This window comes from Acinetobacter sp. X9, assembly GCF_054889255.1.
The window spans coordinates 2,837,589-2,862,102 of sequence record NZ_CM142679.1; the positions used below are offsets into that span (position 1 = coordinate 2,837,589).

Consider the following 24,514-nt stretch of genomic DNA (forward strand, 5'->3'; position numbering starts at 1 on the left):
CACTATGGCTGCATTACCCTCACTAAGACAGCTATCATATTTAGTTACGTTGTCGGAAACTTTGCATTTTACTGAAGCAGCACGCCGCTCTTTTGTCACGCAATCGACGTTATCAGGCGGCATCATGGAGCTTGAACGATTGTTAGGTGGCGTTCTGGTAGAGCGTGACCGTCAGAATGTGCGTTTAACACCATTGGGTGAACAAGTTGTTGCTCGTGCCCGTGTACTACTAGCAGATGCTCAAGATTTAATGCGTTTGAGCCGTGAAATGAGTGAACCGTTAACAGGTGATTTGCATTTGGGAGTTATCCCAACCATTGCACCTTTTATCCTGACACGGTTACTTGATGAAGTGCATCAGCAGTTACCTAAAATTCAGTTGCATCTGCATGAAGCTCAAAGTGAAAAAATTGTAGAGCGTCTGGAACACGGTAATCTAGACATGATTGTTCTTGCTCTACCGTTTGATACTAGAGGCCTAAAAGTCGCTGAAATCTCGAAAGAAAATTTGTACCTTGTATGTAGTAAGCAAGATACAAATGCTTTGCAAGCAAACTCACTAGATGATCTTGATTTATCGAGATTAATTTTGCTTGAAGAAGGCCACTGTTTACGTGACCACGTTTTAAGTGCATGCCCTATCGGTGAACGTAAAAACGACAACCGTTTAAAAGCAAGCTCTTTACCAACTTTAGTTGAAATGGTTTCTTCTGATTTAGGTTTTACGCTTTTACCAGAAATTGCAATTGAAAATAGTATGATCAAGTTTAATGATCAAATTACTGCAAAACCAATTGAAGATGCCCCGAGTCGCACTTTAGCGCTAGTCACTCGTAAAAGTACGCCGCTACAAAGTGAATTTGACGTGTTACTGCAAATTATGCAGAAAATCACGACAAACCTACATGAATAAAAAAAGGAGTCTTCGGACTCCTTTTTATTTTATTGAGGTGTAAGGGATGCCCACTTAAACACCCAAGCAGATTGCATATTCAAACTATTATCAGCAATAATTTTTTCTCTAATAATTTGTGCGATAGCATAGTCGTTGGCCGGATCTATCATGACTCGTATTCCTTTAGTGGTTGAACTAGTTACGACCTTATAGCCTTTTGCCTCAAGCTGAGATTGAACCCGATTTGCTTTATTTTGATTAGCTGCTAGTGCAACCTGTACCATCCACTTTTTTTCACCATTTTCTAAAATTTCTTTAGCAATCGCAGCATCAAGTTGTTTTTTATTTTCAGAATTTTTCTTTTCTTCTACTTTTTTTGTGTGAACTTCCTCATTTTTCTTTTGCGCTAAAAACTCATCTTGCTTTTGTTTTCTTTTTTGGATGATTATTGTTTTATTCTTTACCTCACTCTTTTTAGTTTTATCATTGGAAACTGGCGCAAAATAAGGATATATCGCTTGATCATCAAATCTTTGAAATACAATAATATCCCCATAACACTTCTGATCTGCGTATGCAGTCACTGGCATTATCCCCAAAAGTATTCTAATAAGTAAACTTCTAATAAAGCATTGCATCTTATTCATTTACCAAAGTTAAATATATTTAATGTGGCGTATTAAAGTAGATTTCTTGTGATTTGTATATTTTTAAAATTCAATGTTTTATGGCAAAAATCACATATTTTAAAAACATCTTGCTGTGCTTCAAATTATTATCGTTTATCCAACAACCATTTAGAAAAACTAACTAAATTACTTTGAATTTCAGTGAATTAAAAAGCCGACATTTTCTCGGCTTTTTAATTAAATTTAAAACTTATTATTTAATAATTTCTAATAGTGCCCTTTGAGCATTATGCAATTTTTCACCCTCTGCTGGCTCAGCACGCACCCAAGTACCATCTGACTGTAACAACCAAGCTTGCTGGTTATCTTGCAAATAGTTCACTAGTCCTTGTTGATAAATACGCTTTTTCAATGCAGGATCTTCAACAGGGAAACATGCTTCAACACGGTTAAATAAATTACGATCCATCCAGTCTGCGCTTGAGCAGTAAATACGTGCATCACCATTATTGCTAAAGTAATAAACGCGAGTATGCTCAAGGAAACGTCCTACAATTGAACGTACACGAATATTTTCTGATAAGTTAGGCAAACCTGGACGTAAACAGCAAATAGAACGAATAATCAGATCAATCTGAACACCCGCTTGAGATGCTTCATATAATTTATTGATTAATTGAACTTCCGTTAAGGCATTTACTTTCACAATAATTTGAGCTTTACGCCCCGCCTTAGCATTGGCAATTTCTTCATCAATAAAGTTGATGAGCTGAGCATGTAAGGTAAATGGTGCATGTAATAGCTTTTTCAATTTCGCCATTTTGCCCATACCCGTCAACTCTTGAAAGATACGGTGCACGTCTTCACACAGATCTTTATCAGTCGTCATAAGACCATAATCGGTATAAATTCGAGCATTCATTGCATGGTAGTTACCAGTGCCTAAATGAACATAACGCACAAGTTTATTGTTTTCACGGCGTACCACCATAATCATTTTGGCGTGAGTTTTATAACCAACAATACCGTAAACAACCACAGCCCCCGCTTCTTGTAAAACGTTAGCCACTTCAATATTTGATTCTTCATCAAAACGTGCACGCAATTCAATAACCGCGGTCACTTCTTTTCCATTACGCGCAGCTTCCGCCAAAATCTGTACAATTTCAGAGTCAGCACCACTACGGTAAAGTGTCTGCTTGATTGCCAATACTTGTGGATCGCGAGCAGCTTCACGGAGTAGCTGAATCACGGGAGCGAAAGATTCAAAAGGATGATGAAGCAAAATATCTTGCTTCTGCATTGCAGAGAAAATGCTCTCGGTCTTTTTAAACACTTTAGGTACAACCGGGGTATGTGAGTCATAACGCAAATGAGGGCGTTTAAAATTTGAAACCAGACGAGCCAAGTTTACAGGACCATCAACTTTATATAATTGCTCATCAGTTAAATCAAATTCTTCTAATAAGTACTCGTAAATATGCTGCGGACAGTTATGAGTTACTTCTAAGCGAACAGCACGACCAAAACGTCGAGAACTTAATTCACCTTTTAAAGCTTTTGCTAAATCTTCAACATCTTCATTTAATGCCAAGTCAGCATTACGTGTAACACGGAATTGATAGCATCCTGTTGCTGTCATGCCAGGGAACAAATCGGACACATGTTCATGAATAATTGCAGATAGCATGACGTGATGTTCTTTACCACCTGTTAACTCATCTGGCAGTCGTACAACGCGAGGTAATGAACGTGGGGCTGGAACCACGGCTAAATCAATTTGACGGCCAAAAGCATCTTTACCTTCTAAGGTAATAATAAAGTTTAAGCTCTTGTTTACGAGACGTGGGAACGGATGCGCTGGATCTAAGCTAATTGGGGTTAATACAGGTGCAACTTGTTCTTGAAAATACTTCTTAATCCAAGCTGACTGTGCTGGCGTTAGTTCACCACGACGGAGGAAGCAAATATCTTCTTCACGTAATTTAGGTAAGATTTCTTCATTTAAAATACGATATTGACGTTCAATCGCAGCGTGAGCAGTTTCAGAGATTTTTTGTAAGACTTGTCTTGGCGTCAAACCATCAGGGCTACGACTCTCATTGCCCAGAGAAAATTGCTCCATCACCCCTGCAACACGAATTTCGAAAAACTCGTCTAGATTACGTGAAAAAATGAGCAAGAAATTCATTCGCTCAAGTAATGGATGTAAAGGGTCTACCGCTTGCTCCAATACACGCAAATGGAAGTCAAGAATAGACAATTCACGATTTATATAACGGTCATTATAACTATATTCTGTTGGGGTCGTTGGTGTAATCGCTGTATTCATGTCTAACTCAATTCTCTATCCAGCCAAAATCTCTATAAAACAGTATGCTGCAAAAATATGACAATTTGGTAAAAACTAAAAAATTTACACATCTTTAAAACATCATTATTCAGGAATCTGGGTGCTATTCATATAACGTAGAATAACGCGTTTTCTATATTGTAGTTTACGATCGTTGCGGTGATCTTGATAATATTTCGGATCAGGCAATAATGCGGCTAAAAAAGCAGCTTGTTCACGCGTTAAGCTTCTCGCACTTTTACCATAATAATATTGCGCGGCTGCTTCTACACCATATCGATTTTTGCCAAATTCAACAGAGTTCATATATACCTCAAGAATTCGGCGTTTTGACCACATTCGCTCCATCATCCATGTGGCTATGGTTTCTTGGCCTTTACGAATAAATGAACGCTTATTGTATAAAAACAAATTCTTTGCCAGTTGTTGAGATACTGTAGAACCACCAGCAACCACTTCGCCTTCTTCATTATTCCGCTCTAGTGCAAAACGAATGCCATCCCAGTCAAAACCATGGTGATGGATGAATTTTGCATCTTCCCCAGCTAAAATCGCATGTTTAAAATTGTCACTAATATCATCATAGTCAAGCCATTCATGAATGATCGGCTCTGAGGTATCTGACCAATAATCAATTCGCATAAACATGGTGGTATCGACTTCATGTGTACGCCACCAAACTAAACTTGAGAAAATCCAAAGCTGAATAAGGAGAATTGCCCCAATAAAAATTAACAACACGCGAACAATAAAAGCTTTCATGTTCGTCCTGATCTCCTGTATTCAACTTTTTTCATGTTAAGCTGTTAAGCATGTTCATATATAACAAAAGCATAGCATGACTCAATATCAGCCTCCGCACATTAATCGTAAACTCAATGTACAAACTTGGTGGCTGACCGCCTTACTGATCTTGATTAATGTAAGTTTGTTTGTCTGGCAAATTGCGACTGGTGTCGATATTAGCGACCCAGTCATGAAAGATGCTATTCATTGGGGCGCTGATTTTACACCACTTACTTTTACTGGGCAGCCCGAACGCTTATTTACCAGCATGTTTTTTCATTTTGGTCTTGTTCACCTCATGCTTAACATGTGGGCCCTCTATATTTTCGGTAATGTAGCTGAGTCACTATTTGGTCGCTTTTATTTTATAAGCCTGTATTTACTTGCTGGCTTATTTGGTAGCCTTCTCAGTAGCTATATGACTATTCAAAATGGGCATGAATTACTGCAACATTTCGATCAAAGTTTACTTCCTCATGTCAGTGCAGGTGCTTCGGGTGCCGTGATGGGATTAGGTGCTGCGTTAACAGTACTTTCTCTATTTCCCCCGCTGCCTCATCAAGCTTACATACTCGATAAAAAAGCATTATTAATGATTATGGCCATCAACCTTGTTTTTGGCTTTGTCGCAACGGGTATTAATAATGCCGCGCATATTGGCGGCATGATTATTGGAGCATTCCTTGCACTGATGTGGTACTTAAGCTATGTCAGCAAGTTAAAAACTATACTTAAAATTTTAGGCTTATTAGGCGCAGTAATCATTACGGGTGTTTTTTATATGTACTGTGTACAAATCAATTCACCGTTACTTCCACTCTGGCATGAAATCATCATCCAGAACCCTGACATTATTCCTTAAACTACAATTGGTTTAATTCTCTTAAACTTTGTAAAGGTGGTAAATTACAGAGATAGCCTAGTCGATAACGACCAATCAAAGCACAAACCAGCATCATGCCAAAAGGTAAAATCAGCCAGATTTCAATATGCCACTGTATTGCCATATTCATTTTATAGCTTGCGATCGCACTAATCACTTCTGCAAAACAGCAGGCAACTATGCCTGCTAACAGACCTAAAAACCCAATCTCAAAACTGAGCATTTGCTTCATTTTATTTTTAGATAAACCAAATGAACGTAACAAAGCAACTTCACGGCGTCGCTCATCCATTAATAAATTTAGACAAGCAATTAAAACGAGTATTCCAGAAAAACCAACTAATGCCGCTAGAACAGTTACTATTTTGACTAGAACATTCATTAAGCGCTTTACTTCATCTAATATTCGATCAACATCAATAAATACTGTATTTGAGAACTGCTGAATAATAGTGATCATTTTTGGTTGATCTTGCTTAGGCACATAGAAACTACCTAAATAACTTCCAGCATTTTCGTCTAAGGTTTTAGGTGAAAAAATAAAGAAAAAGTTAGGGCTAAAACTTTCCCACTCTACACTCCGGAAATTCACAACTTTGGCCTGTAAGTTGCCTTCGGGCAAACTAAAAGTAAGCTTATCTCCAATTTGGATTCCCAAACTTTCGGCAGTTTTACTTTCGACTGAAACTTGCCCTACGCCATTAAACTGGGCTTGACCATTTGTAATGACATTGTCATTTGGTAGTAGATTTGATTGAGTCAAATTCAGTTCACGGCGCAAAGAATTGTTTTGCTTTATAGCCTCTTCTGAAAAAGGCACATCATTCTTAGCTAACAATCGGCCACGAATATTTGGATATAACGGCGTGCTTTGCCAGCCATTCTGCTTTAATTGTTGCTCAAATGCTTTTAAATCAAATGGAGGTAATCCATAAACAAATTGATTCGGTGTCCCTTCTGGAAGTTGTTGCTGCCAACGCTGTAATAAATCTGTTCTTAATACACTGAGTACCGTAATGAGGCTTAAGCCTAAAGCCAATGCAGTAATTTGTAAGGCGCTTTGTAATGGCGAACGAATATAAAAAGACAATCGATTTTTCAGCTTTTTTAAGCTACGAAGCAATAGCCAAACAACGGTGTAAAGCAAAATACAAAGAACAATAATTGCCGCTAAAACCAGAATGCTGAGCATTAAGTTTTCACTCAATACCAAACTAAAAACGACTAGGCTAGTGATTCCTGCAAAAAACATAAAAAATAAAGATTTGCGAGATTTGGCTTGCTCCCGAATAACACGAATTGGAGGTGTATTTAAAAGCTCCCAAATGCTTGGCAAAATAAAACCAAGCAGCACAATCACGCTGGTAAAAATCGCAATTGGTAAAGGCCCGATTAAAAGAGGTACAACCGAAAAACTTAACTCTAATTGAGGGATCAATTGCAGCATAAGTTGCAGCAGACCAAACCCCATGATTAAACCTAATAGGCTTCCCAGCACAATTGAAATCGCACTGACAATACAAAGCAATCCAATATATGCCCACAAGATTTGGAACTTACTGGCGCCTAAACATCTAATAAGTGCAATGTGATCTTGGTTTTGTTGAACATATCTTTGACTCGTTAAAGCGATGGCAATACCACACAATAAAATCGTTAAAATATTGGCCAATTGCAAAAAGGTATCTAAATTTTCAAGCGGACGTAATAACCTACTGTTCGATTCACTTGCATCACGTAAACGCAAGCCAGTCGTTTCATCTACATCTTTAGAAGGTTGATGCTGTTGCTTAAATTGCTTTGAAAATGACTGAACCTGTTCAGGGCTACCTGCCATTAATAAACGATAGTCAATTCTGCTCCCTGTCTGAATCGCATGAGTCTTAGCAATATCGGCTTGATGAATAATAACGGTTGGAGAAAAGCCTGAAAAACCGAGTTCTTGATTTGAATCACGCACAATCACGCCACTAAAACGGAAGGTACCATCAGCAATAGAAACAGTATCTCCTAGCTTTACTTTAAGTAAATCGGCTGCTCTTTGACTTAGCCAAACTTCACCAGATTGAATCGCTTGAGTTTTTGGCGCAATTTCAAGCTGTCCTCTGAGTGGAAATAAAGGCTCAATTGCCTTTACATTCACCATGACAAACTGATCTTGGGTATGTGCCATCGAGCTAAATATAGTGACATGAGTTTGCTTTAAACCAAGCTGCTCAGCTTTCTTTTTCCACTGCTGTTCGATAGGCTCGTTATTCGACAGAACTAAATCAGCACCCAGCATTTGTGAAGCTTGCAGACTGACTGCATTTTTAACTTGGTCATTACTAAATTTCAGGGCTGTCGTTGCGCTAATCGCAAGCGATAGAGCAATAATGAGTAGATATAATCCACCCGTACGAAAACTCTGTAGCAAAATTGGTTTGAGAAGATTACGCATAGTTTAACCACCCTGTACTGTCTTTAGTCGGCCATCATCTAACTCAACATGACGCTGACATAGGGTTGCTAAATTACGATCGTGGGTGACTAAAATCAGAGTCGTACCTAACTCTCGATTTAAATCAAAGAGTAAGCTTTCAATTTCTTGTGCTGTCTGACCATCTAGGTTTCCAGTCGGTTCATCCGCAAAAATAATTTGTGGTTCTGCAATAAGAGCGCGTGCAATGGCTACACGCTGCTGCTCGCCACCAGATAAGACTTTAGGCGTTTGTTCAACTTGACGACTGAGCCCTACTCGATGCAACCAATCTGAAGCTTTTTTCTCCGCTGTTTTATAATCAAAGTCTTTACGTAATCGTAAAGGTAACATCACATTTTCAAGCGCACTCAACTGAGGCAGAAGTTGAAAAGACTGAAATACAAAACCAATATGCTGCATTCTGATTTGGGCACGTTGTTCCTCTGTTAACTGATGAACAGCTTGACCACACAACCAGACTTCTCCTTCAGACGGTTGATCTAAAGTCGCCAAAATTCCTAGTAAGGTTGATTTACCTGAGCCGGAACGTCCCGTAATTGCTACCTGTTCCCCTTCAAAAATCTCTAAATCAATATCTTTTAAAATCGTAAACTGATTTTGGTTAATCTGAATAGTTTGTGTAACTTGATGGGCAGCAATGATGGGTTGTGGCATGATGTGAAAAGTCCTATGTATTCAGAATCAGGGTCGAAGTACAAATGTCTAAATCTTTTTTGATTGGTTCTAAAAGCATCATGCTCATCTCATTAAGTATGCTGCCTATGCTTGTATCGGCGAAAACTATTTTAATTTTAGGAGATAGTATTAGTGCCGGTTACGGAATTGATCCCAAACAAGGTTGGGTACAATTACTGCAAAAACGCTTAGACCAACAGTATCCCAAACAACACAAAGTGGTCAATGCAAGTGTTAGTGGAGAAACAACAAGCGGCGCTTTAGCCCGATTACCTAAATTATTGCAGACCTATGAGCCGAATGTGGTCGTGATTGAATTAGGTGGAAATGACGGATTGCGTGGGCAACCACCTCAAATGATTCAAAAAAATCTGGATCAGCTCATTCAATTAAGCCAAAAACAAAAAGCTAAGGTTATTCTTTTTGGCATGAAGATTCCGCCAAATTATGGGGCTGCGTATAGCAAAGCTTTTGAAAATAATTATAAAGTTGTAAGTCAAAAATATCAGGTGAAACTACTACCGTTTTTTCTAGATGGTGTTGCTGGTCAAAAACAGCTTATGCAAAATGATTTGATTCATCCCAATGCTCAAGCGCAGTCAAGACTACTTAATTTAGCTTACCCATATATAAAAGGTGCCCTATAGGCACCTTTTATCTTTAAGTATTCTTTTTAATATGATCAGAAATCAAAAAAAGTAACTTCACCAGTTTCTAGTGAATATTCTGCACCGACCACAATCAACTCACCTTTTGCAATCAAGCTTTCAAGCACACTTGAACCATGGCGTAATTGATTTACAGAAGCAAAAACGTTTGAACGTACCGCATGACATGATAGTTTTTTCAAATCATTTTTTAAGTCAGTTTGCATTAAAATTTCAACTGATGGACGAACACGGTTCACAATCGACATTAGGTTAGACGATGGTGGTTGATCAGGATTCATTAACGTATCAATTGTTGCCTGAATTGCGCCACAATGACTGTGTCCTAATACGACTACAACCGGACAGTCATAACGCTCTGCTGCGAACTCGACACTACCGACTTGTGAAGGTGCAACCACATTACCAGCTACACGGATTACGAATAAGTCACCAAGACCTTGGTCAAATACCATCTCTGCTGGAACACGAGAATCTGAGCAGCCAAGTACAATTGCAAACGGATTTTGATCCTTTGCCATTTCAGCGCGTTCATGATGCGATAAGGTTTTTGCAAGGGAACTATTTCCATTTACAAATCGTTGATTACCAGCTTTCAGACGATCTAAAACTTCTTGCGCGGTAGGCATTTTATATTTCCATTGTTTTTTCAAGGTTGGAAATCATTTTAATGTGTCAAAATTTGAATGTCACTGACAAAAAATTAAATCCTTTTCTATGAAAAAATTTAAAAATACTTAACCTGTTTTAATGTAGAGCTCACTGCACATTCGCTACTGTTTAGTGAAAAAATAGACATACTTTGGTTCTCGGATTGACTATAATTTTCTTCATTCCAAACATTTGGCAAATGACTCATTGGCAAAGTTTTTCAATAATTTTTCAAACTCGCTTAAGCTTCAAGGATGAAATCTATGACAAGGCTGTCCAAATCAATTAAGGCCTCTATGAAAAAAACTGCTACCGCCCTGACTTTGGCTTGTAGCGTATTGTCAGTGATGAGTATTTCTCAAACACAGGCAGCCGATAATATTGATGTGACATTCCAGAATGTATTACAACAAGAACGTAGCTGGGCAGGCCTACAAAGCAAAAGCTTAAAAGTCGGTGATGTGACTTGGTCATATAGCGAAGGCGGCTCTACAACAAAACCGACTTTACTCCTTATTCATGGTTTAGCGGGTAGCCGTGATAACTGGAACCGAGTGGCTCATTATCTCACCGCAAATTACCATGTCATTATTCCTGATTTACCGGGTAGTGGTGAAACTATCGTTTCCCAAGACTTCGATTATTCGGTACCAAATCTTGCTGAAAAATTACGTCGCTTTGTTGAGGCTGCAAATTTAAAAGGTCCAATTCATATTGCTGGGCACTCACTTGGTGGCTCTATTGCCCTACTCTATGCTGGACAGTATCCATTTGAAACCAAAAGTTTATTTTTAGTAGATAGCGGCGGTATTTTTCGCTCAGCCAATACAATTTATTTAAAAGATCCTGCTTACCTCAAACAACTTTTAGTGTCTAAAAAAGGTGACTTTAACTATTTGTTAAAACAAACCATGTTTAATCCTCCGTTTATTCCTAAAGAGTTTCTTCAAGCTCAAGAAAAGTTGATGATTGATCAGGCACCTCAAACACAAAAACTGGTTGATCAATTGATTGCACTTAATAAAGTCTATACACCAGACTCCTTTGCGGTACTTACCAAAACGATCGATGCACCGACGCTCATTCTATGGGGCAAACAAGATAAGATTATTAATGTCGAAGTAGCAAGTGAACTAAAACGACTTTTAAAGAATGCCCAACCTCCAGTTATTTTAGAAAATGTAGGTCATATGCCAATATTGGAAGCTGAACAGTTGGTTATGCAACAATATCTACCGTTTTTACTTAAAGTAGAAACAAATCAGTCGTCAAAAACGACCACACCTTAATAAAACTTCGGACTTGTGAGACCTTATGTCTACCCAACCACTTATTGAAAAACTTATTGAAGCTCATCTTGATTTTTTAGATGAGCAATTTGCTCAGACTCAGGTGATCCAGCAAGAGTTTGAGCAATTTTATCATTGGTTGGGGAGTCGGCAATTACAACATCTGTGGACTTTTGAACAAATTCAACAGCTCATTCAAAAGCAGATTTTAGATACGCCTGCTTCTGATTTCCTGATTGAACAAATTGCTGAGCATATTCGGTTTGCATTGATTCATCCTGCAAATGAAACCGCAACTGTTGAAGATGTTATTCCTGTTTTAACGATTGACCGAATTGCACAATACGTTGCAAGTAAAGAAGAGCACCGTAAAAAACTGATTAAAACGATTGTGAATAATCCTGCTTTTTCGGCCCTGCTCACGCAACTGATTCAGCAAACAATGCATGATTATTTAGATGAATCAATGTCAAAGCGTGTACCAGGTGTAGGTCGTTTTATGAAAATGGGGAAATCTGTTTTAGAAACAGTAACCGATTCAAATCTGGACGATACGATTAATCATTATTTGCAAAAGAATATTTTAAAACTCAGCCAAATGAGTGAGCGTGTTTTAAACCAACATTTTGACAATGATAAGCTCTACCATTTTCAGGCAAATGTTTGGCATAAAGTTAAAACTATGCCACTTTCTGTTTTAAAAAATTATGTAGAAACTCAAGACTTATCAAAAACGGTTGGCCTAGGACATGAAATCTGGGACCACATTCGCCAAACTGATTATCTAAAACAGCAAGTACATGATGGTATCTATACTTGGTATGTACGTAATCAGGAGCGTAGTTTTGATTTATTGCTTCGTGACCTCAATATCGATGAAAGCTTAGTGCAACATGAGCTGACCACGTTACTTGTGCCTGTATTACAGCAGTTAATTACAACAGGACATTTAAGACGCCGTGCGCGTGTTTACTTAGAAAGTTTTTATTATTCTGAAAAAGCATTAGATATTTTAAATAACAAAGGCGCTTAAAGCGCCTTTGTTATTTAACCACTTAGAATTTATAAATGATTCCCAAATTATAACGACGCCCATCTAAAACATAACTATAAGTTGCTACGTCAATATCTTTATCAAATAAGTTGTAAATACCAGCCGCAACTTGGATTTTGTCAGTTGGTTTATAGTTCATACCAACATCAACTAGTCCATAAGCAGGCTTCCCTTCAGCCATTGACGTACGACTTAAATATTCAGAAGTTTTGCTACGAAAATTCAAACGGCTCCACATATTGACTAAGTCATTAACTTGCCAATCTAAAGTGGTATTAAACATATGTTCCGGCATCTCATTTAAAGGCTGACCTTTAAATTGACCACTTTTTTGCTCAGTATCGGTATAAGTATAATTAGCATTCATTTTTAAATCTGGTGATATTAACCAACCAAATGTCGCTTCAACACCTCTCATATTGGCTTTATCCACATTTGTGCGTTGACTCACAAAATCAAAATCTAGACCTAACCACTTACACTCGCGAGCACCAGCATCTCCTGAGCACGTTCTAACTTCTGTAATTTTATCTTTAAATTCGCTATTAAAAATCGTTAAACCAGCATTCAAATTATCTAAATTATCCCACGAGAATGACAGCTCATAGTTGGTACTTTTTTCAGGCTTTAGATCAGGATTACCAACAATTACACCTGCAGAACTGCTGCCTCCTGTAGCTTGCCCCCATTCTGCTACGGTCGCTCGTAGTGCAGGTGTTTTATAACCTGTTGATACACCGCCTTTAATAACCCAGTTATCATTTAAGGTCCATACCCCGTATAGTTTAGGACTGAAATGATCTCCAAATTTTTCGTCCTGATCCATCCGTAATGACATTGTTAAAGTGAAAGGATCAATAATATTCCATGCATCTTCTGCAAATAATGCCCAGCTATAACGATCTAAATTAGAAACAGGTTGTGAGCCACCCACTTTTAATTGGTTACCTAAATCATCTAATTCTTCTTTTAGATAACTTCCGCCCACGCTAAGCGCATGACTTGCGAGTGTGATCTGGTTAAGCGTGTTAAATGTCATATTTACAGCTTCCATATTTCTAGATGGGTTCTTATTTTCTTCGCGTTGAATATAAGAATGAGTCTTTACAGGACCAATGTCCCCACGGTGCGTTAAACTATATTCTGTACGGTAATAGTCTGTTAATGAATCTACTGGTGGGTTCCGACCAGTTTGAATAGGTGAAACTGTTTTACCTATTGTGGCATTACGATTTTGGATAGAACGCTGGTATTCAAGCTCGATGGTATGTTGATCATTAGGAGTTAAGCTTAAAGTAGCCCCTCCCGCCCGAATTTTTTGTTTGTTATAACCACCAATAATTTCATCTTCATCTCTTTGTGAAAATGTGCCATTGGCTTTTAAACCAAGTAAATTCTTAATTAAAGGTCCCGACACATAAGTATTGGCTTGGTAAAGATTTCCAGATTTATTATTTTCTTGAATTGTTGTATCTAACTTAACAGAACTGTTCCAAACATCTGCAACTTTTTTAGTAATGATATTAATCACACCACCCATCGCATCCGAACCATATAGACCCGACATTGGACCACGAATAACCTCAATACGTTCGATACTTTCGATTCCCGGTAACCAACCTTGCTCAATACCTGAATTATCACTATTTGGTCGCACAGAACGTGTATTTACTTTCTTACCATCAACCATAATAACGGTATATGCACTTCCCATCCCACGAATACTAATATCAGATGAGCTTCCGCCACCTGTAACAACTACACCAGGGACATCTTTAAGTGCATCAGTTACATCACGATATGCTTTTTTATTAATTTCATCTTGAGTTAAAACCGAAATTGAAGCTGCTGCTTTTTTTATATTTTGTTCAAAACCACTTGCTGTCACAACAATTTTTTCAAGTTGAGTAACTTCGCTTTCTTTTTCATTTTTTATGGAAGAATCAACTAAAATATTTTCACTTTCAGCGGCATAAGCCGCAGGAAACATTACTGTAAGTACCGAAATTGATAATACAGATTGGAAAATACTCTTCGTCATACCCTACTCCAACATATTAAATTATGAATAAATATTAAGTTTTACTTAAACAAATGTAACAAATTTAAATAAAAAAATAAATAATATTGATAATTATTTTCAATTGTAAGACCATAAAAAAGCCTCATTGCGAGGCTTTTTTATTTCACTTTTCAAATAATTTAATTATTTGAAGTAAGCACCTTCTGCTTGTGTATGATCTGTTTGGTCAATCACACGTTGAAGCTCAGGAATGTTCTCTCTTAAAGTAGTTTCTACACCTTGTTTCAAGGTAACATCAATTGCAGAACAACCTTGGCAACCACCACCAAATTTCAATACAGCAGTTAAACCGTGTTCTGGATCATCTTGTACTTCTACCAAGCTACAATTTCCGCCATGCCCTGCAAGACCTGGGTTAATTTCTGCCTGAAGAATGTAAGTAATACGTTCTTCAATCGAAGCATCTGGACCAACACGTGGAACTTTAGAGTTTGGAGCACGGAAAGTGAGCTGACCACCAAAACGGTCCTTGTTGTAATCGATTACGGCATCTAAAAGATAAGGAATAGATGGCGCATCAATATATGCAGGAAAATCAGGATAGTCCTGTTTATAATCCGTTGGGATCACTTCTTCTGGCGCACTATATGCCATACAGCATTCCGCACGTGGCGTACCCGGATGCTCAACAAAAATTCGAACGCCAATTCCCGGAGTATTTTGCTTCGTTAATAAATCGTGCAAATACTCTTGTGCAGATGGTGTAATCAAAAGGTTTGGAATTTCTTCTGCAACAGCAGTGTTGGTGTTCTCAGTCGACATAACAATATTCCTCAAGCTGATGCCTTTATATTAACCGAAGATGAGGTGGATTTAAAAAAAATCAACTAAATTTGTCGGATTTATACACAACAGGGTTTCAAGTTAAGTTTTTAATGGCATTATTGAGCTCAGTATTGATCATTTTTTAAATATTTCTTATGTTGCATTTGCCGTTTAACCATACAGTTACTCTTATTATTATTACGGTCATTATTTCTTTACTTGCTTTTAGCAATCAAAATGTAATGAACCGATTGATTTTTTGGCCGCCTGCAATGCAACGTGGACAAATTGATCGATTCATTACTCATGGCTTTATCCATGCCGACGGAACACATCTACTTTTCAACATGATTACCCTGTTTTTCTTTGGCAGTATCATTGAAAGTTTTTACCGCCAATATTTCTATGACATGGGTTTTGTGTTGTTCTATTTAGGTGGCTTAATCTTTGCGATTTTGCCAAGCTATTTACAACATAAAAATGATGCGAATTGGGCCAGCCTAGGTGCCTCAGGTGCTGTTTCAGCAGTTTTATTTGCTTATATTCTGTTTCAGCCATGGAAGCTGATTTTTGTATTCTTCATTCCTGTACCCGCTATTATTTTTGCTATTTTATATGTGGCGTACAGTATTTGGGCTGGTAAGCGTGGTAATAGCAATATTAACCATAGTGCTCATTTATGGGGTGCAGCTTACGGAATCATCGTAACCATTTTACTTGAACCTAAAGTTATTCCACATTTCTTAGACCAGCTTACTCGCCTTCCTTTTTAAAGCATATAAATCTAAGAAAAGTCCGTTATGGGCTTTTCTTTTTTTCTGATTTATTTATCTGCATAAATTCTCTGTCTTTTTTCTGATTTTCTTTGATCATTTCCTTGTTTTGTTTGCAAAAACCATCTGATTAAACTCGTGCCAATTCCTTTAATAATTCAGATGATACAATGAAGTACAAAGCAATTTTATCTAGCCTTTCTATTGCATTATTTAGCTTATCTTTGGCTGGATGTAATGACAATGATAATCAAGAAAATGTTGTAAGCACGCCTAAGCAACCTAATATATTATTTATTATGGCTGATGACTTAGGCTATTCAGATTTAGGAGCTTTTGGTGGTGAAATTCACACCCCTAATATTGATAGTTTAGCTCAAGAAGGACGCCTTTTAACGGATTATCATACTGCCCCGACCTGTTCGCCAACACGTTCTCAACTTATTTCCGGTACTGATCATCATTTAGCTGGTATTGGCGCAATGGCAGAACTCACCCCAGAACATTTGAAGGGACAACCAGGTTACGAGGGCTATTTAAACGAACGTTCTTTATCGATTGCACAAGTACTTAAAGATAATGGTTACCGCACGTACATCAGTGGTAAATGGCATTTAGGCTTAACCCCTGAAACCAATGCACATGCTAAAGGTTTTGATCATTCATTTACTTTATTACAAGGCTTAGACCATCATTTTAAGCAAGCACCAAGTGCATTTAAACGAAATTCAACTTATACAGAAGATGGTCAAGTTATTCCTGTTTCAGCTTTGCCTGATGACTTTTTCTCTACCAACTATTTCACCGATAAATTACTAAGCTACTTAGATTCAGGCAAAAATAGTGGCAAACCGTTCTTTGCTTATGCTGCCTATACGGCGCCTCACTGGCCAATTCAAGCCCCAGCCGAATATCGTGAAAAATATCGCGGAGTTTATGATGTCGGTTACGATGCAATTCGTAATGCCCGCATTGCCAGACAAAAACAGCTTGGAATTATTCCTGCAAACTTTGATGCAGCAGAACCAATTGCGACACAAAATGCTCCACAAAAATATGGGTAATATGAGTTAACAGCCGAACAAAAAGCACTAGAAGCTCGTAAGATGGAAATCTATGCGGGCATGGTAGAAAATCTTGATGCGAATGTCGGCCGCATTATTCAATATCTCAAACAAAATAATCTTTATGACAATACTTTAATTTTCTTTGTCTCAGATAATGGTGCAGAAGGTTTTGTACGTGGCGGATATGGCAGTGAATCTGTTTTTGATAACTCGGTAGCTAATGTTGGCACACCTAGTTCGTACCACTATATCGGGCCACGTTGGGCCGAAGTCAGTGCCGCACCTTTCCACTTATGGAAAGATACAGCGGGCGAAGGCGCAACGTCTGCCCCTGCTATTGTGAAATTACCAAATCAGAAAAAAGCAGAAGCAACCAATCATAGCTTTGCATCTGTACTCGATGTTTTCCCTACCTTACTAGAATATGCTCATATTCCAGTACCACAAGGTCAATATAATGGCCGGGCCATTAATACGCCATCTGGAATTTCATGGAAACCTTTGCTTGAAAACAAAACCGATACTATTCGCCCTGCAAATTTTAGCTTTGCCGATGAGTTACATGGCAGCAAATATGCAAAACAAGGTGAATGGAAAATCGCACTTCAAGGGCGGCCTGAATTAGGCACAGGGACTTGGGAGCTATACAACATTAAATTAGATCGCGGTGAAAGACAAAACGTTGCTCAGCTTTATCCTGCAAAAGTTCAAGAACTCTTATCGGTCTATCAAAAATATACTGAAAAAAATGGTGTGCAGGAATATAACGCCAAATGAAATTGAAGCCATTTTTAGTTACCACAATCAGCCTGTCTATTATGACAGGCTGTAGCGAATCTTCAAAATTTTCTGAATCTAGGTCTTCGACGCAACAGCAAACATCTTTAGCTGATTTAGGGTCTATTGAAAAGTGTCAAAACTATAGTGGTCTGCCTCAGGGTTGGCTCAAACAGCCTACAGCAGGAATGGTTTTAATTGCCGATGGAGATTTTAACTTTGGTTCTGAAAAGGCCTATCCCGATGAACTTAATTTTGGAAAAAAGCAGCGTGAAGTCAAAGGATTTTGGATTGACCAAACTGAAGTTACGGTCGCTCAGTTTGCAAGTTTTGTAAAAGCAACTGGCTATATTACCGATGCCGAAAAACAAAAACAGGCTGCTGTTTTCTCACCAGACCCTCATCACCCACAGCAATGGTGGCAGCTAAAATCAGGGTATACATGGAAAACGCCAAACGGCGGTACTGGAGCTATAGCAAATCCTAATGAGCCTGTAAGGTATGTAAGTAAAAATGATGCTGAACATTATGCAGTGTGGCTAGGACGTGATTTACCAACAGAACTAGAATGGGAATATGCAGCTAAAGCCAATTCAAAAACTGATACCCCTTTACATCAGGCCCCTACTGATGAACATCAACATCCGCAAGCCAATTACTGGCAAGGCGAATTCCCTTTTCAAAACCTAAATCAAGATCACTTTAAAGGTGTTGCACCCGTTGGATGTTTTGCGGCAAATAAATTCAAACTATTTGATATGATTGGAAATGTATGGGAATGGACATCTTCTCCTTATCAAGGTGCTCATGACCAGCATATGGGAAATTATTCTGATTTACGTCAACAAGAAATCACCAGCACTCAATATGTAATTAAAGGTGGATCTTTTCTTTGTGCACAAAATTATTGTTCACGTTATCGTAGCAGTAGCCGTTATCCACAAGATTTTGATTTAGCTGCAACACATGTTGGATTTCGGACTATTTTACGGTCTCCTTAATTTCTTCTTAATTCGACTTATTAAAGATATTTTTTAACCAAAATTAGGTCGAAAAATAATCAAAATGTTTTTATAGTACAAGTGAGAATGATAAAAAAGTGAGAACAAGATGAAAACTTTACTTCTTTGTGCCGCAGCAATTTTCACAATGTCACTATCAGCCTGTGCGGTCCATACACCTGAAGGTAGTATTGTGATTGACCCTGATTCACCATATTACGGACATCCAGGAGGCTTTTGCCCACCAGGACAAGCTAAAAAAGGACGTTGTTAGAAATACCCTCTTTTAAAGTAATTTTGAAGTTACTCTAAAGAAATAGGCTTCAATCAAGTGATGAATTGAATACTAAATGGAGAGTTCCAGCCCAAAAATAGATGGGATGAAACTAGAAAATTATGGTGTAAAAAAATCACCATATCCCCAAGATTTTTAAAAGACAATCTTACGTTGTCTTCTATCTAGTTTCACCCCAATTCTTTCTTATTCCGTTTGACTTTTCTTACCGCTTAAGAAAAAAGTCTAGTTTTTAATCATTTCTGTATCTCTATTATTGATACATTTTGAACATTTTACCTTCAGATTAATACTGATGTATTTGCTTAATACAAAATAAACATTTATGTAACGTAAGTCTATAAAAATGTTCTAAAAATGTGAAAAAAATTAAGGCCAAAATGAGATGAATTTATCATAATAACTTTCTCTTTCACGTTTCATCACATAAATAATCAATAATATTTTGTCAGTTATTGCCACTCGTTTCCTTTCATTGGCATAGATAATGTATACACATGTATATTAACCCAGTCGTATAAACGAGATATTTTATGTCCAGCACAAGTCAAGTCGAAGGTCTACAATTTCCGGTACACGCCTCAACAAAAAAACAAAGTACATCTCTTACAGGCCAAGAGATTTTGTCAGAGGCCTTATCTATTGTAGATAATAAAATCGCACAACAAGTGTTGAATGAAAAAAACTGGCGAAAAAACTATCCTTTATATTTTAAAGCTCTTGTTAAACAAGGGATTTCTAATATCAACAACCCAATTACTATTGCGAAGCAAGGGTTGCATAAAGCTCACCATATTTTTGATTATTATCGTGATGGTAAACACTATCTTTTAAAAGATGCTGTTCATATTGCTTCATCTACTCCTCTTTATACAGTAAAACTTAAAGGTGAAAGTGACGCAGCACCTGAATGGTATGTTCCCTATAAAGGACAAAAACTAAGTGGACAAAGCTTATTAGACCAGATTCAACGCTGGGAAGAGGCTGGTATTATTGAGCCAAGTCATGCAAAGGCACTTCGTGAAGCTATTGCTCATCCTGAATGGTTCGATTTATCTGACCGTACAATGGTGCTGTTTGGTGCAGCCTCAGAAGCAGGACCACTGCCTTGGTTAGCCAAATGGAAAGCAAATATTGTTGCCGTAGATTTACCAAACTCACGAGTCTGGAGCAAAATCTTAAATACGATTCAACAAGGGAATGCAACACTTATTGCACCATGTGTTGAAGCCTTTGATTCGTCAGCAAAAGCTTCTGAGTTAAAAGATAAGCTGGGTGCAAATTTACTGACTCAATTACCAGAAATAGCGCAGTGGCTGGTACAGTTTCCACAAAAGTTAGATTTGGCAGCAATCGCCTATTTAGATGGTGAAAAGCATGTCCGCGTTTCCATGGCAATGGATAGCATCATGCAATTTGTGAGCGAGCATAAGCCTGATACAAGCCTTATGTTTATGTGTACTCCAACCGATGTTTATGCAGTACCAAAAGAAGTTGCAGAGGCTGCTCAAGAGAAATTTAAATCCCGCAGAAAAATGCAAAAATTGGCAGTAAAAGGCGTTTCTGCTCTTTCCCTCAATCGTTTTTTTCAAGCGCCATACCAAGACTTGGTTACATGTGAAAATGGAAAAACTTATGGTATTGCCGACTGCTTAGTGGTTGAACAAGGTCCAAACTATGCTTTAGCAAAACGTATTCAACAATGGCGTGCTATTTTGGCCCGCCATCAAGGACAACGTGTCAGCATTAATATTGCACCATCGACAACCACTCATTCAGTGACTAAAAATCCATTATTGAAAGCAGCTTTTAATGGTGCAGAACTTTTCGATGTAGAAGCATTTAGCCCTGAAACCACCAATGCCATTATGGCGGCGCTCTGGATTCATGACTTAAGAAATGAGTCTTCTGTCGCGAATCCTGAAACTGTATTAGACCATCCGCTTGAACTTATGATGGAAGGTGCCAATCATGGTGGATTATGGCGTGTGGCTTATTTAGCACGAACTGCCCTGCCTTTCGCTGCAATTTATGGTTTTGCTACCGAAAAACTCCCTTTTAGAAAATCATCTAAAAAATAATTTGATTAAAGCCCAATCCTAGAATTGGGCTTTTTTCTAACGTATCTTTATTTATCTTGAAAGTGCGATAGATATTTTTGCATTTCATCAGGCGGCACCATGCCACCCCCAGTAGCCCATATTACATGATTTGCCTGTTGCAACTGCTCAGCTGTAAACTGGTGTAAAGCCAAGTAATCAGGACTCGTCTGAACATAATACGGCCCCATCATGCCTGCTACTGCAGAAGGCTCAAGCTGAATATTCTCAGTTTGATTTAAAAGCGCTATGAGCTCGTATAAACGTTCATCATGAATGGTGTAGTAGCCATCGATTAATTGTTGCATAGCACGCCCGACAAAACCTGAAGCACGCCCTACCGCAAGTCCGTCTGCCGCAGTAACGTTATCAATGCCAATGTCATTGACTGAAATCTGATCATGCAAACCTGTGTGGACACCAAGTAACATACACGGCGAATGTGTTGGTTCTGCAAAGATACAGTGTACATGCTCACCAAAAGCCAGTTTTAGTCCAAAACTCACCCCACCAGGCCCACCACCGACGCCACACGGCAAATAAACAAATAATGGGTGTTCAGCATCGACTTTAATTTGTTTTTGCTCACATTGCTGTTTTAAGCGTATTCCTGCAACGGCATAACCTAAAAATAATGTTGTTGAGTTTTCATCATCAATGAAAAAGCAGTGTGGATCTTGCTCTGCGGCTTTTCGTCCTTCTTCAACAGCTACGCCGTAATCACTGGCATATTCTACAACGTTAACGCCGATTGAACGTAGTTTGTCTTTTTTCCACTGTCTAGCATCAGCCGACATATGAACAGTGACTCTAAAGCCGAGTTTGGCGCTCATGATGCCAATAGAAAGCCCAAGGTTGCCTGTAGAACCTACTGCAATTTGATACTTAGAAAAGAATGCCCTAAATGAATCTTGATCTAATTTACTATAATCATCTTCTGGTTTAAGTAACCCTGCCTGCATGGCAAGTTTTTCAGCATGTGTGAGCACTTCATAAATGCCACCACGTGCTTTGATGGAGCCTGAAATAGGTAGATGACTATCCTTTTTCAGCCAGAATGTTCCATTAAGCTGTACTTGTTTCGCTGACGAAAGCACTTGCTGCATATGAGCAATTTCAACAATATCTGATTCAATTTTTCCATGTTGTGCTTGAGTTTCAGGAAATACTTTTGCCAAATAAGGTGCGAAACGCGCTAGTCTTGCTTCTGCTTCACTTACATCCTTAGCGGTTAGTCCAACTTTTTCTAAAGCTTCTTTTAAAGGATAACGATGAGGTGTAAACCAAAATGTTTCTTGATAGGCTTGAAGTGTTTCAATAAGTGGAAATTTTTGTTTTAGCTGATGTATTTGAACCGCATTCATAATATATCCTGATATAAAATTTTAAGCCCAGCCTATAAAGCTGTTTGATGACCTATAACAACTTATTAATTTATAGATGAATGTACATGAAAAATAGTCTCAACTTTAAAAACTAAATAAATAAAAAAGCCACTGTGAACAGTGGCTTTAATTTTTTAAATGCTTTTATACAAACTGTAAGAATAACCAGTACAAACCACCTGACAAGCAGATTGTTGCAGGAAGAGTAAATACCCATGCAGAGAGAATTGTCTTCACGGTATTAAAGTTTAAACCTGATTTATTCGCGACCATAGTCCCCGCAACAGCACTGTTTAAAACGTGTGTTGTTGAAACTGGCATACCTAAACCATCAGCAGCTGCAATTGTACTCATTGCAACAAGCTCAGCAGACATCCCTTGACCATAAGTCATGTGGTGCTTACCAATACGCTCACCTACAGTCACAACGATACGTTTCCAACCCACCATTGTGCCTAGACCAAGTGCTAAAGCAACAGCCACTTTTACCCAAGTCGGAATGTATTGTAAGAATGAATCTAAGCTACTACGGTATTCTTTCACAAGCTTTTTCTGTGAGTCATCCATTTTTGGTAAAGCATCTGCTTTATCCAAACGCTTAAACGTCGTGGTGCTTAAATACATGTCATTACGAATTTCGCTAATTGCAGCTTCAGGAATATCTTTTAAGTTGCTATAGCTAGAAACTCGCTCACCCAAGTGATCAGTCATACTTGCCAATGCAGGCACAACTTCCGGAGTTTGCTGTTTAGTTTGAATATATTTAGTCAGAATAACACGTGCTTTTTCATCGGTTAATTCTGGCTGATTTTGATTCAAAAATACGGCAGTTTGAGAAGAAAGCTGATGGAATGATTGAACTTGCTGAGTATCAAGATTTTTATTTAATGAATAAGCCAACGGCACCAGACCAACCAAAATCAGCATGATGAGTCCCATACCCTTTTGACCGTCATTAGAACCATGTGCAAAACTCACACCTGTACAGGTAAAGATCAAAATTGCACGAATGATTGCTGGTGGTGGTTTATTCCCTTCAGGTGGCTGGAATAATTCTAATTGGCGTTTAAAAATAGTTTTAACCAACAAGAATACAATCGCTGCAAAAGCGAAACCAATTAAAGGTGAAAATAATAATGCCTTACCGACTTTAATCACCTGATCCATATCAACACCACTGGTCGTTACGCCAGTCGATGCACTCAATAGATGGTTCATAATGCCCACACCCAAGATTGAACCAATCAAGGTATGAGAGCTAGAAGCAGGAATACCCAAGAACCAAGTACCTAAGTTCCAGAGAATCGCAGCAATAAGAAGCGCAAAAACCATTGCGAAACCTGCACCGCTACCCATATTCATGATCAATTCAACAGGCAACAATGCAATAATGCCGTAAGCGACTGCGCCGCTTGCAACCATTACCCCAAGGAAATTACAAAAACCAGCCCACATGACTGCAACTGGTGCTGGTAAAGCATTGGTGTAAATCACTGTTGCCACTGCATTTGCAGTATCGTGGAAGCCATTTACAAACTCAAAGCCTAAAGCAATCAAGAGTGCAGTTGATAAAAGAATAACTGAATAAAGACTCAAAGGTGGTACATGTGCTAAATCAGCACTTACCTGAAATCCAATATAAATAAGTGTTGCAACAATAATCGTCAGAAACACCGGCATAAAAAATTTAGGTGTCGGGACATGTACATTCGTCGATTTGACTTGCAGGTTTGCCGCAAGTTTTGAATCCGAAACAGGGGGTAGATTAGAATTCATGCAGACGGTAAGAGGATAAAAAAATCCTCTGTATTCTTAAATTAAATTATGACAATTATATGACAAAGCGGCGCCTGATGAAGTCAATTTTTCACATTTTGACCTCATTTGATGCACCTTTCCTCTAT

The 24,514-nt window shown here is 38.3% G+C and carries 20 protein-coding genes and 1 pseudogene; 11 read left to right on the forward strand and 10 right to left on the reverse strand.

Translation table 11 applies throughout. The annotated features are described in order from the left end of the window. Positions 1 to 4 precede the first annotated feature (4 nt). Positions 5 to 913: a LysR family transcriptional regulator OxyR gene (oxyR, locus tag ACYU0V_RS13555; protein WP_002117503.1), complete on the forward strand. Its 909-nt coding sequence runs from the start codon at positions 5 to 7 to the stop codon at positions 911 to 913. 29 nt (positions 914 to 942) lie between these two features. Here oxyR and ACYU0V_RS13560 read toward each other — a convergent pair whose 3' ends face one another. Continuing rightward, complete coding sequence (locus ACYU0V_RS13560; protein ID WP_461849949.1) at positions 943 to 1,533, reverse strand: SPOR domain-containing protein; 591 nt, start codon at positions 1,531 to 1,533, stop codon at positions 943 to 945. Positions 1,534 to 1,590: 57 nt separating this feature from the next. Between ACYU0V_RS13560 and ACYU0V_RS13565 the strand changes: the two genes are divergently transcribed. Next, positions 1,591 to 1,719, forward strand: coding sequence for a hypothetical protein (locus tag ACYU0V_RS13565; RefSeq protein WP_227061766.1), 129 nt, complete (start codon positions 1,591 to 1,593; stop codon positions 1,717 to 1,719). 58 nt (positions 1,720 to 1,777) lie between these two features. Here ACYU0V_RS13565 and ppk1 read toward each other — a convergent pair whose 3' ends face one another. Beyond that, positions 1,778 to 3,856 carry a polyphosphate kinase 1 gene (gene ppk1 / locus ACYU0V_RS13570; RefSeq protein WP_014206067.1) on the reverse strand — a complete coding sequence of 693 codons (2,079 nt, stop codon included), beginning with the start codon at positions 3,854 to 3,856 and terminating at the stop codon, positions 1,778 to 1,780. Between the two features lie 105 nt (positions 3,857 to 3,961). Continuing rightward, complete coding sequence (gene mtgA, locus ACYU0V_RS13575; RefSeq protein WP_002117784.1) at positions 3,962 to 4,639, reverse strand: monofunctional biosynthetic peptidoglycan transglycosylase; 678 nt, start codon at positions 4,637 to 4,639, stop codon at positions 3,962 to 3,964. Between the two features lie 76 nt (positions 4,640 to 4,715). Here mtgA and ACYU0V_RS13580 point away from each other — a divergent pair, with 76 nt between their 5' ends. Continuing rightward, a complete protein-coding gene (locus ACYU0V_RS13580) occupies positions 4,716 to 5,525 on the forward strand; it encodes a rhomboid family intramembrane serine protease (RefSeq protein WP_461847872.1) in 810 nt (269 codons plus the stop codon). Position 5,526: 1 nt separating this feature from the next. Here ACYU0V_RS13580 and ACYU0V_RS13585 read toward each other — a convergent pair whose 3' ends face one another. Further along, positions 5,527 to 7,986, reverse strand: a complete 2,460-nt coding sequence (locus ACYU0V_RS13585) for an ABC transporter permease (protein ID WP_101663934.1) — start codon at positions 7,984 to 7,986, stop codon at positions 5,527 to 5,529. Between the two features lie 3 nt (positions 7,987 to 7,989). Beyond that, positions 7,990 to 8,682 (reverse strand): ABC transporter ATP-binding protein, encoded by a 693-nt coding sequence (locus tag ACYU0V_RS13590; protein ID WP_101663935.1) that lies wholly within the window; start codon positions 8,680 to 8,682, stop codon positions 7,990 to 7,992. Positions 8,683 to 8,726: 44 nt separating this feature from the next. On the opposite strand from ACYU0V_RS13590, the gene ACYU0V_RS13595 reads away from it, so the two are divergent. Continuing rightward, a complete protein-coding gene (locus ACYU0V_RS13595) occupies positions 8,727 to 9,350 on the forward strand; it encodes an arylesterase (protein WP_461847874.1) in 624 nt (207 codons plus the stop codon). Positions 9,351 to 9,385: 35 nt separating this feature from the next. On the opposite strand, the gene ACYU0V_RS13600 is transcribed toward ACYU0V_RS13595, so the two are convergent. Next, the gene (locus ACYU0V_RS13600) at positions 9,386 to 10,000 is read right to left on the reverse strand and encodes a carbonic anhydrase (RefSeq protein ID WP_304395059.1); all 615 of its coding nucleotides are present in this window, start codon (positions 9,998 to 10,000) and stop codon (positions 9,386 to 9,388) included. Positions 10,001 to 10,285: 285 nt separating this feature from the next. On the opposite strand from ACYU0V_RS13600, the gene ACYU0V_RS13605 reads away from it, so the two are divergent. Both ACYU0V_RS13605 and ACYU0V_RS13610 read left to right on the forward strand, forming a co-directional pair. Then, positions 10,286 to 11,311, forward strand: a complete 1,026-nt coding sequence (locus ACYU0V_RS13605; protein WP_461847875.1) for an alpha/beta fold hydrolase — start codon at positions 10,286 to 10,288, stop codon at positions 11,309 to 11,311. A gap of 25 nt (positions 11,312 to 11,336) precedes the next feature. Beyond that, positions 11,337 to 12,344 carry a hypothetical protein gene (locus tag ACYU0V_RS13610; RefSeq protein WP_202744650.1) on the forward strand — a complete coding sequence of 336 codons (1,008 nt, stop codon included), beginning with the start codon at positions 11,337 to 11,339 and terminating at the stop codon, positions 12,342 to 12,344. 22 nt (positions 12,345 to 12,366) lie between these two features. Here ACYU0V_RS13610 and ACYU0V_RS13615 read toward each other — a convergent pair whose 3' ends face one another. Continuing rightward, positions 12,367 to 14,406 carry a ligand-gated channel protein gene (locus ACYU0V_RS13615; RefSeq protein ID WP_461847878.1) on the reverse strand — a complete coding sequence of 680 codons (2,040 nt, stop codon included), beginning with the start codon at positions 14,404 to 14,406 and terminating at the stop codon, positions 12,367 to 12,369. Positions 14,407 to 14,571: 165 nt separating this feature from the next. Then, positions 14,572 to 15,210, reverse strand: a complete 639-nt coding sequence (gene nfuA / locus ACYU0V_RS13620; protein WP_068566332.1) for a Fe-S biogenesis protein NfuA — start codon at positions 15,208 to 15,210, stop codon at positions 14,572 to 14,574. Positions 15,211 to 15,368: 158 nt separating this feature from the next. On the opposite strand from nfuA, the gene ACYU0V_RS13625 reads away from it, so the two are divergent. The 5 genes and pseudogenes from ACYU0V_RS13625 (at position 15,369) to ACYU0V_RS13645 (ending at position 21,207) form a co-directional block, all read left to right on the forward strand. After that, the gene (locus tag ACYU0V_RS13625) at positions 15,369 to 15,986 is read left to right on the forward strand and encodes a rhomboid family intramembrane serine protease (protein WP_017387134.1); all 618 of its coding nucleotides are present in this window, start codon (positions 15,369 to 15,371) and stop codon (positions 15,984 to 15,986) included. Positions 15,987 to 16,156: 170 nt separating this feature from the next. After that, positions 16,157 to 17,830, forward strand: a pseudogene (locus ACYU0V_RS13630) (arylsulfatase). Next, positions 17,827 to 18,831: a formylglycine-generating enzyme family protein gene (locus ACYU0V_RS13635; protein ID WP_005070657.1), complete on the forward strand. Its 1,005-nt coding sequence runs from the start codon at positions 17,827 to 17,829 to the stop codon at positions 18,829 to 18,831. The pseudogene ACYU0V_RS13630 and the gene ACYU0V_RS13635 overlap by 4 nt, the downstream one beginning before the upstream one ends. 109 nt (positions 18,832 to 18,940) lie before the next feature. Beyond that, a complete protein-coding gene (locus ACYU0V_RS13640; protein ID WP_000854552.1) occupies positions 18,941 to 19,105 on the forward strand; it encodes a hypothetical protein in 165 nt (54 codons plus the stop codon). A 554-nt stretch (positions 19,106 to 19,659) separates the two neighbouring features. Next, the gene (locus ACYU0V_RS13645; protein WP_461847880.1) at positions 19,660 to 21,207 is read left to right on the forward strand and encodes a hypothetical protein; all 1,548 of its coding nucleotides are present in this window, start codon (positions 19,660 to 19,662) and stop codon (positions 21,205 to 21,207) included. A gap of 47 nt (positions 21,208 to 21,254) precedes the next feature. On the opposite strand, the gene ACYU0V_RS13650 is transcribed toward ACYU0V_RS13645, so the two are convergent. Beyond that, on the reverse strand, positions 21,255 to 22,589 hold the full coding sequence (locus tag ACYU0V_RS13650; protein ID WP_461847881.1) for a D-serine ammonia-lyase: 1,335 nt from the start codon (positions 22,587 to 22,589) through the stop codon (positions 21,255 to 21,257). A gap of 165 nt (positions 22,590 to 22,754) precedes the next feature. Next, a complete protein-coding gene (locus tag ACYU0V_RS13655) occupies positions 22,755 to 24,386 on the reverse strand; it encodes an inorganic phosphate transporter (RefSeq protein ID WP_005070664.1) in 1,632 nt (543 codons plus the stop codon). Positions 24,387 to 24,514 lie beyond the last annotated feature (128 nt).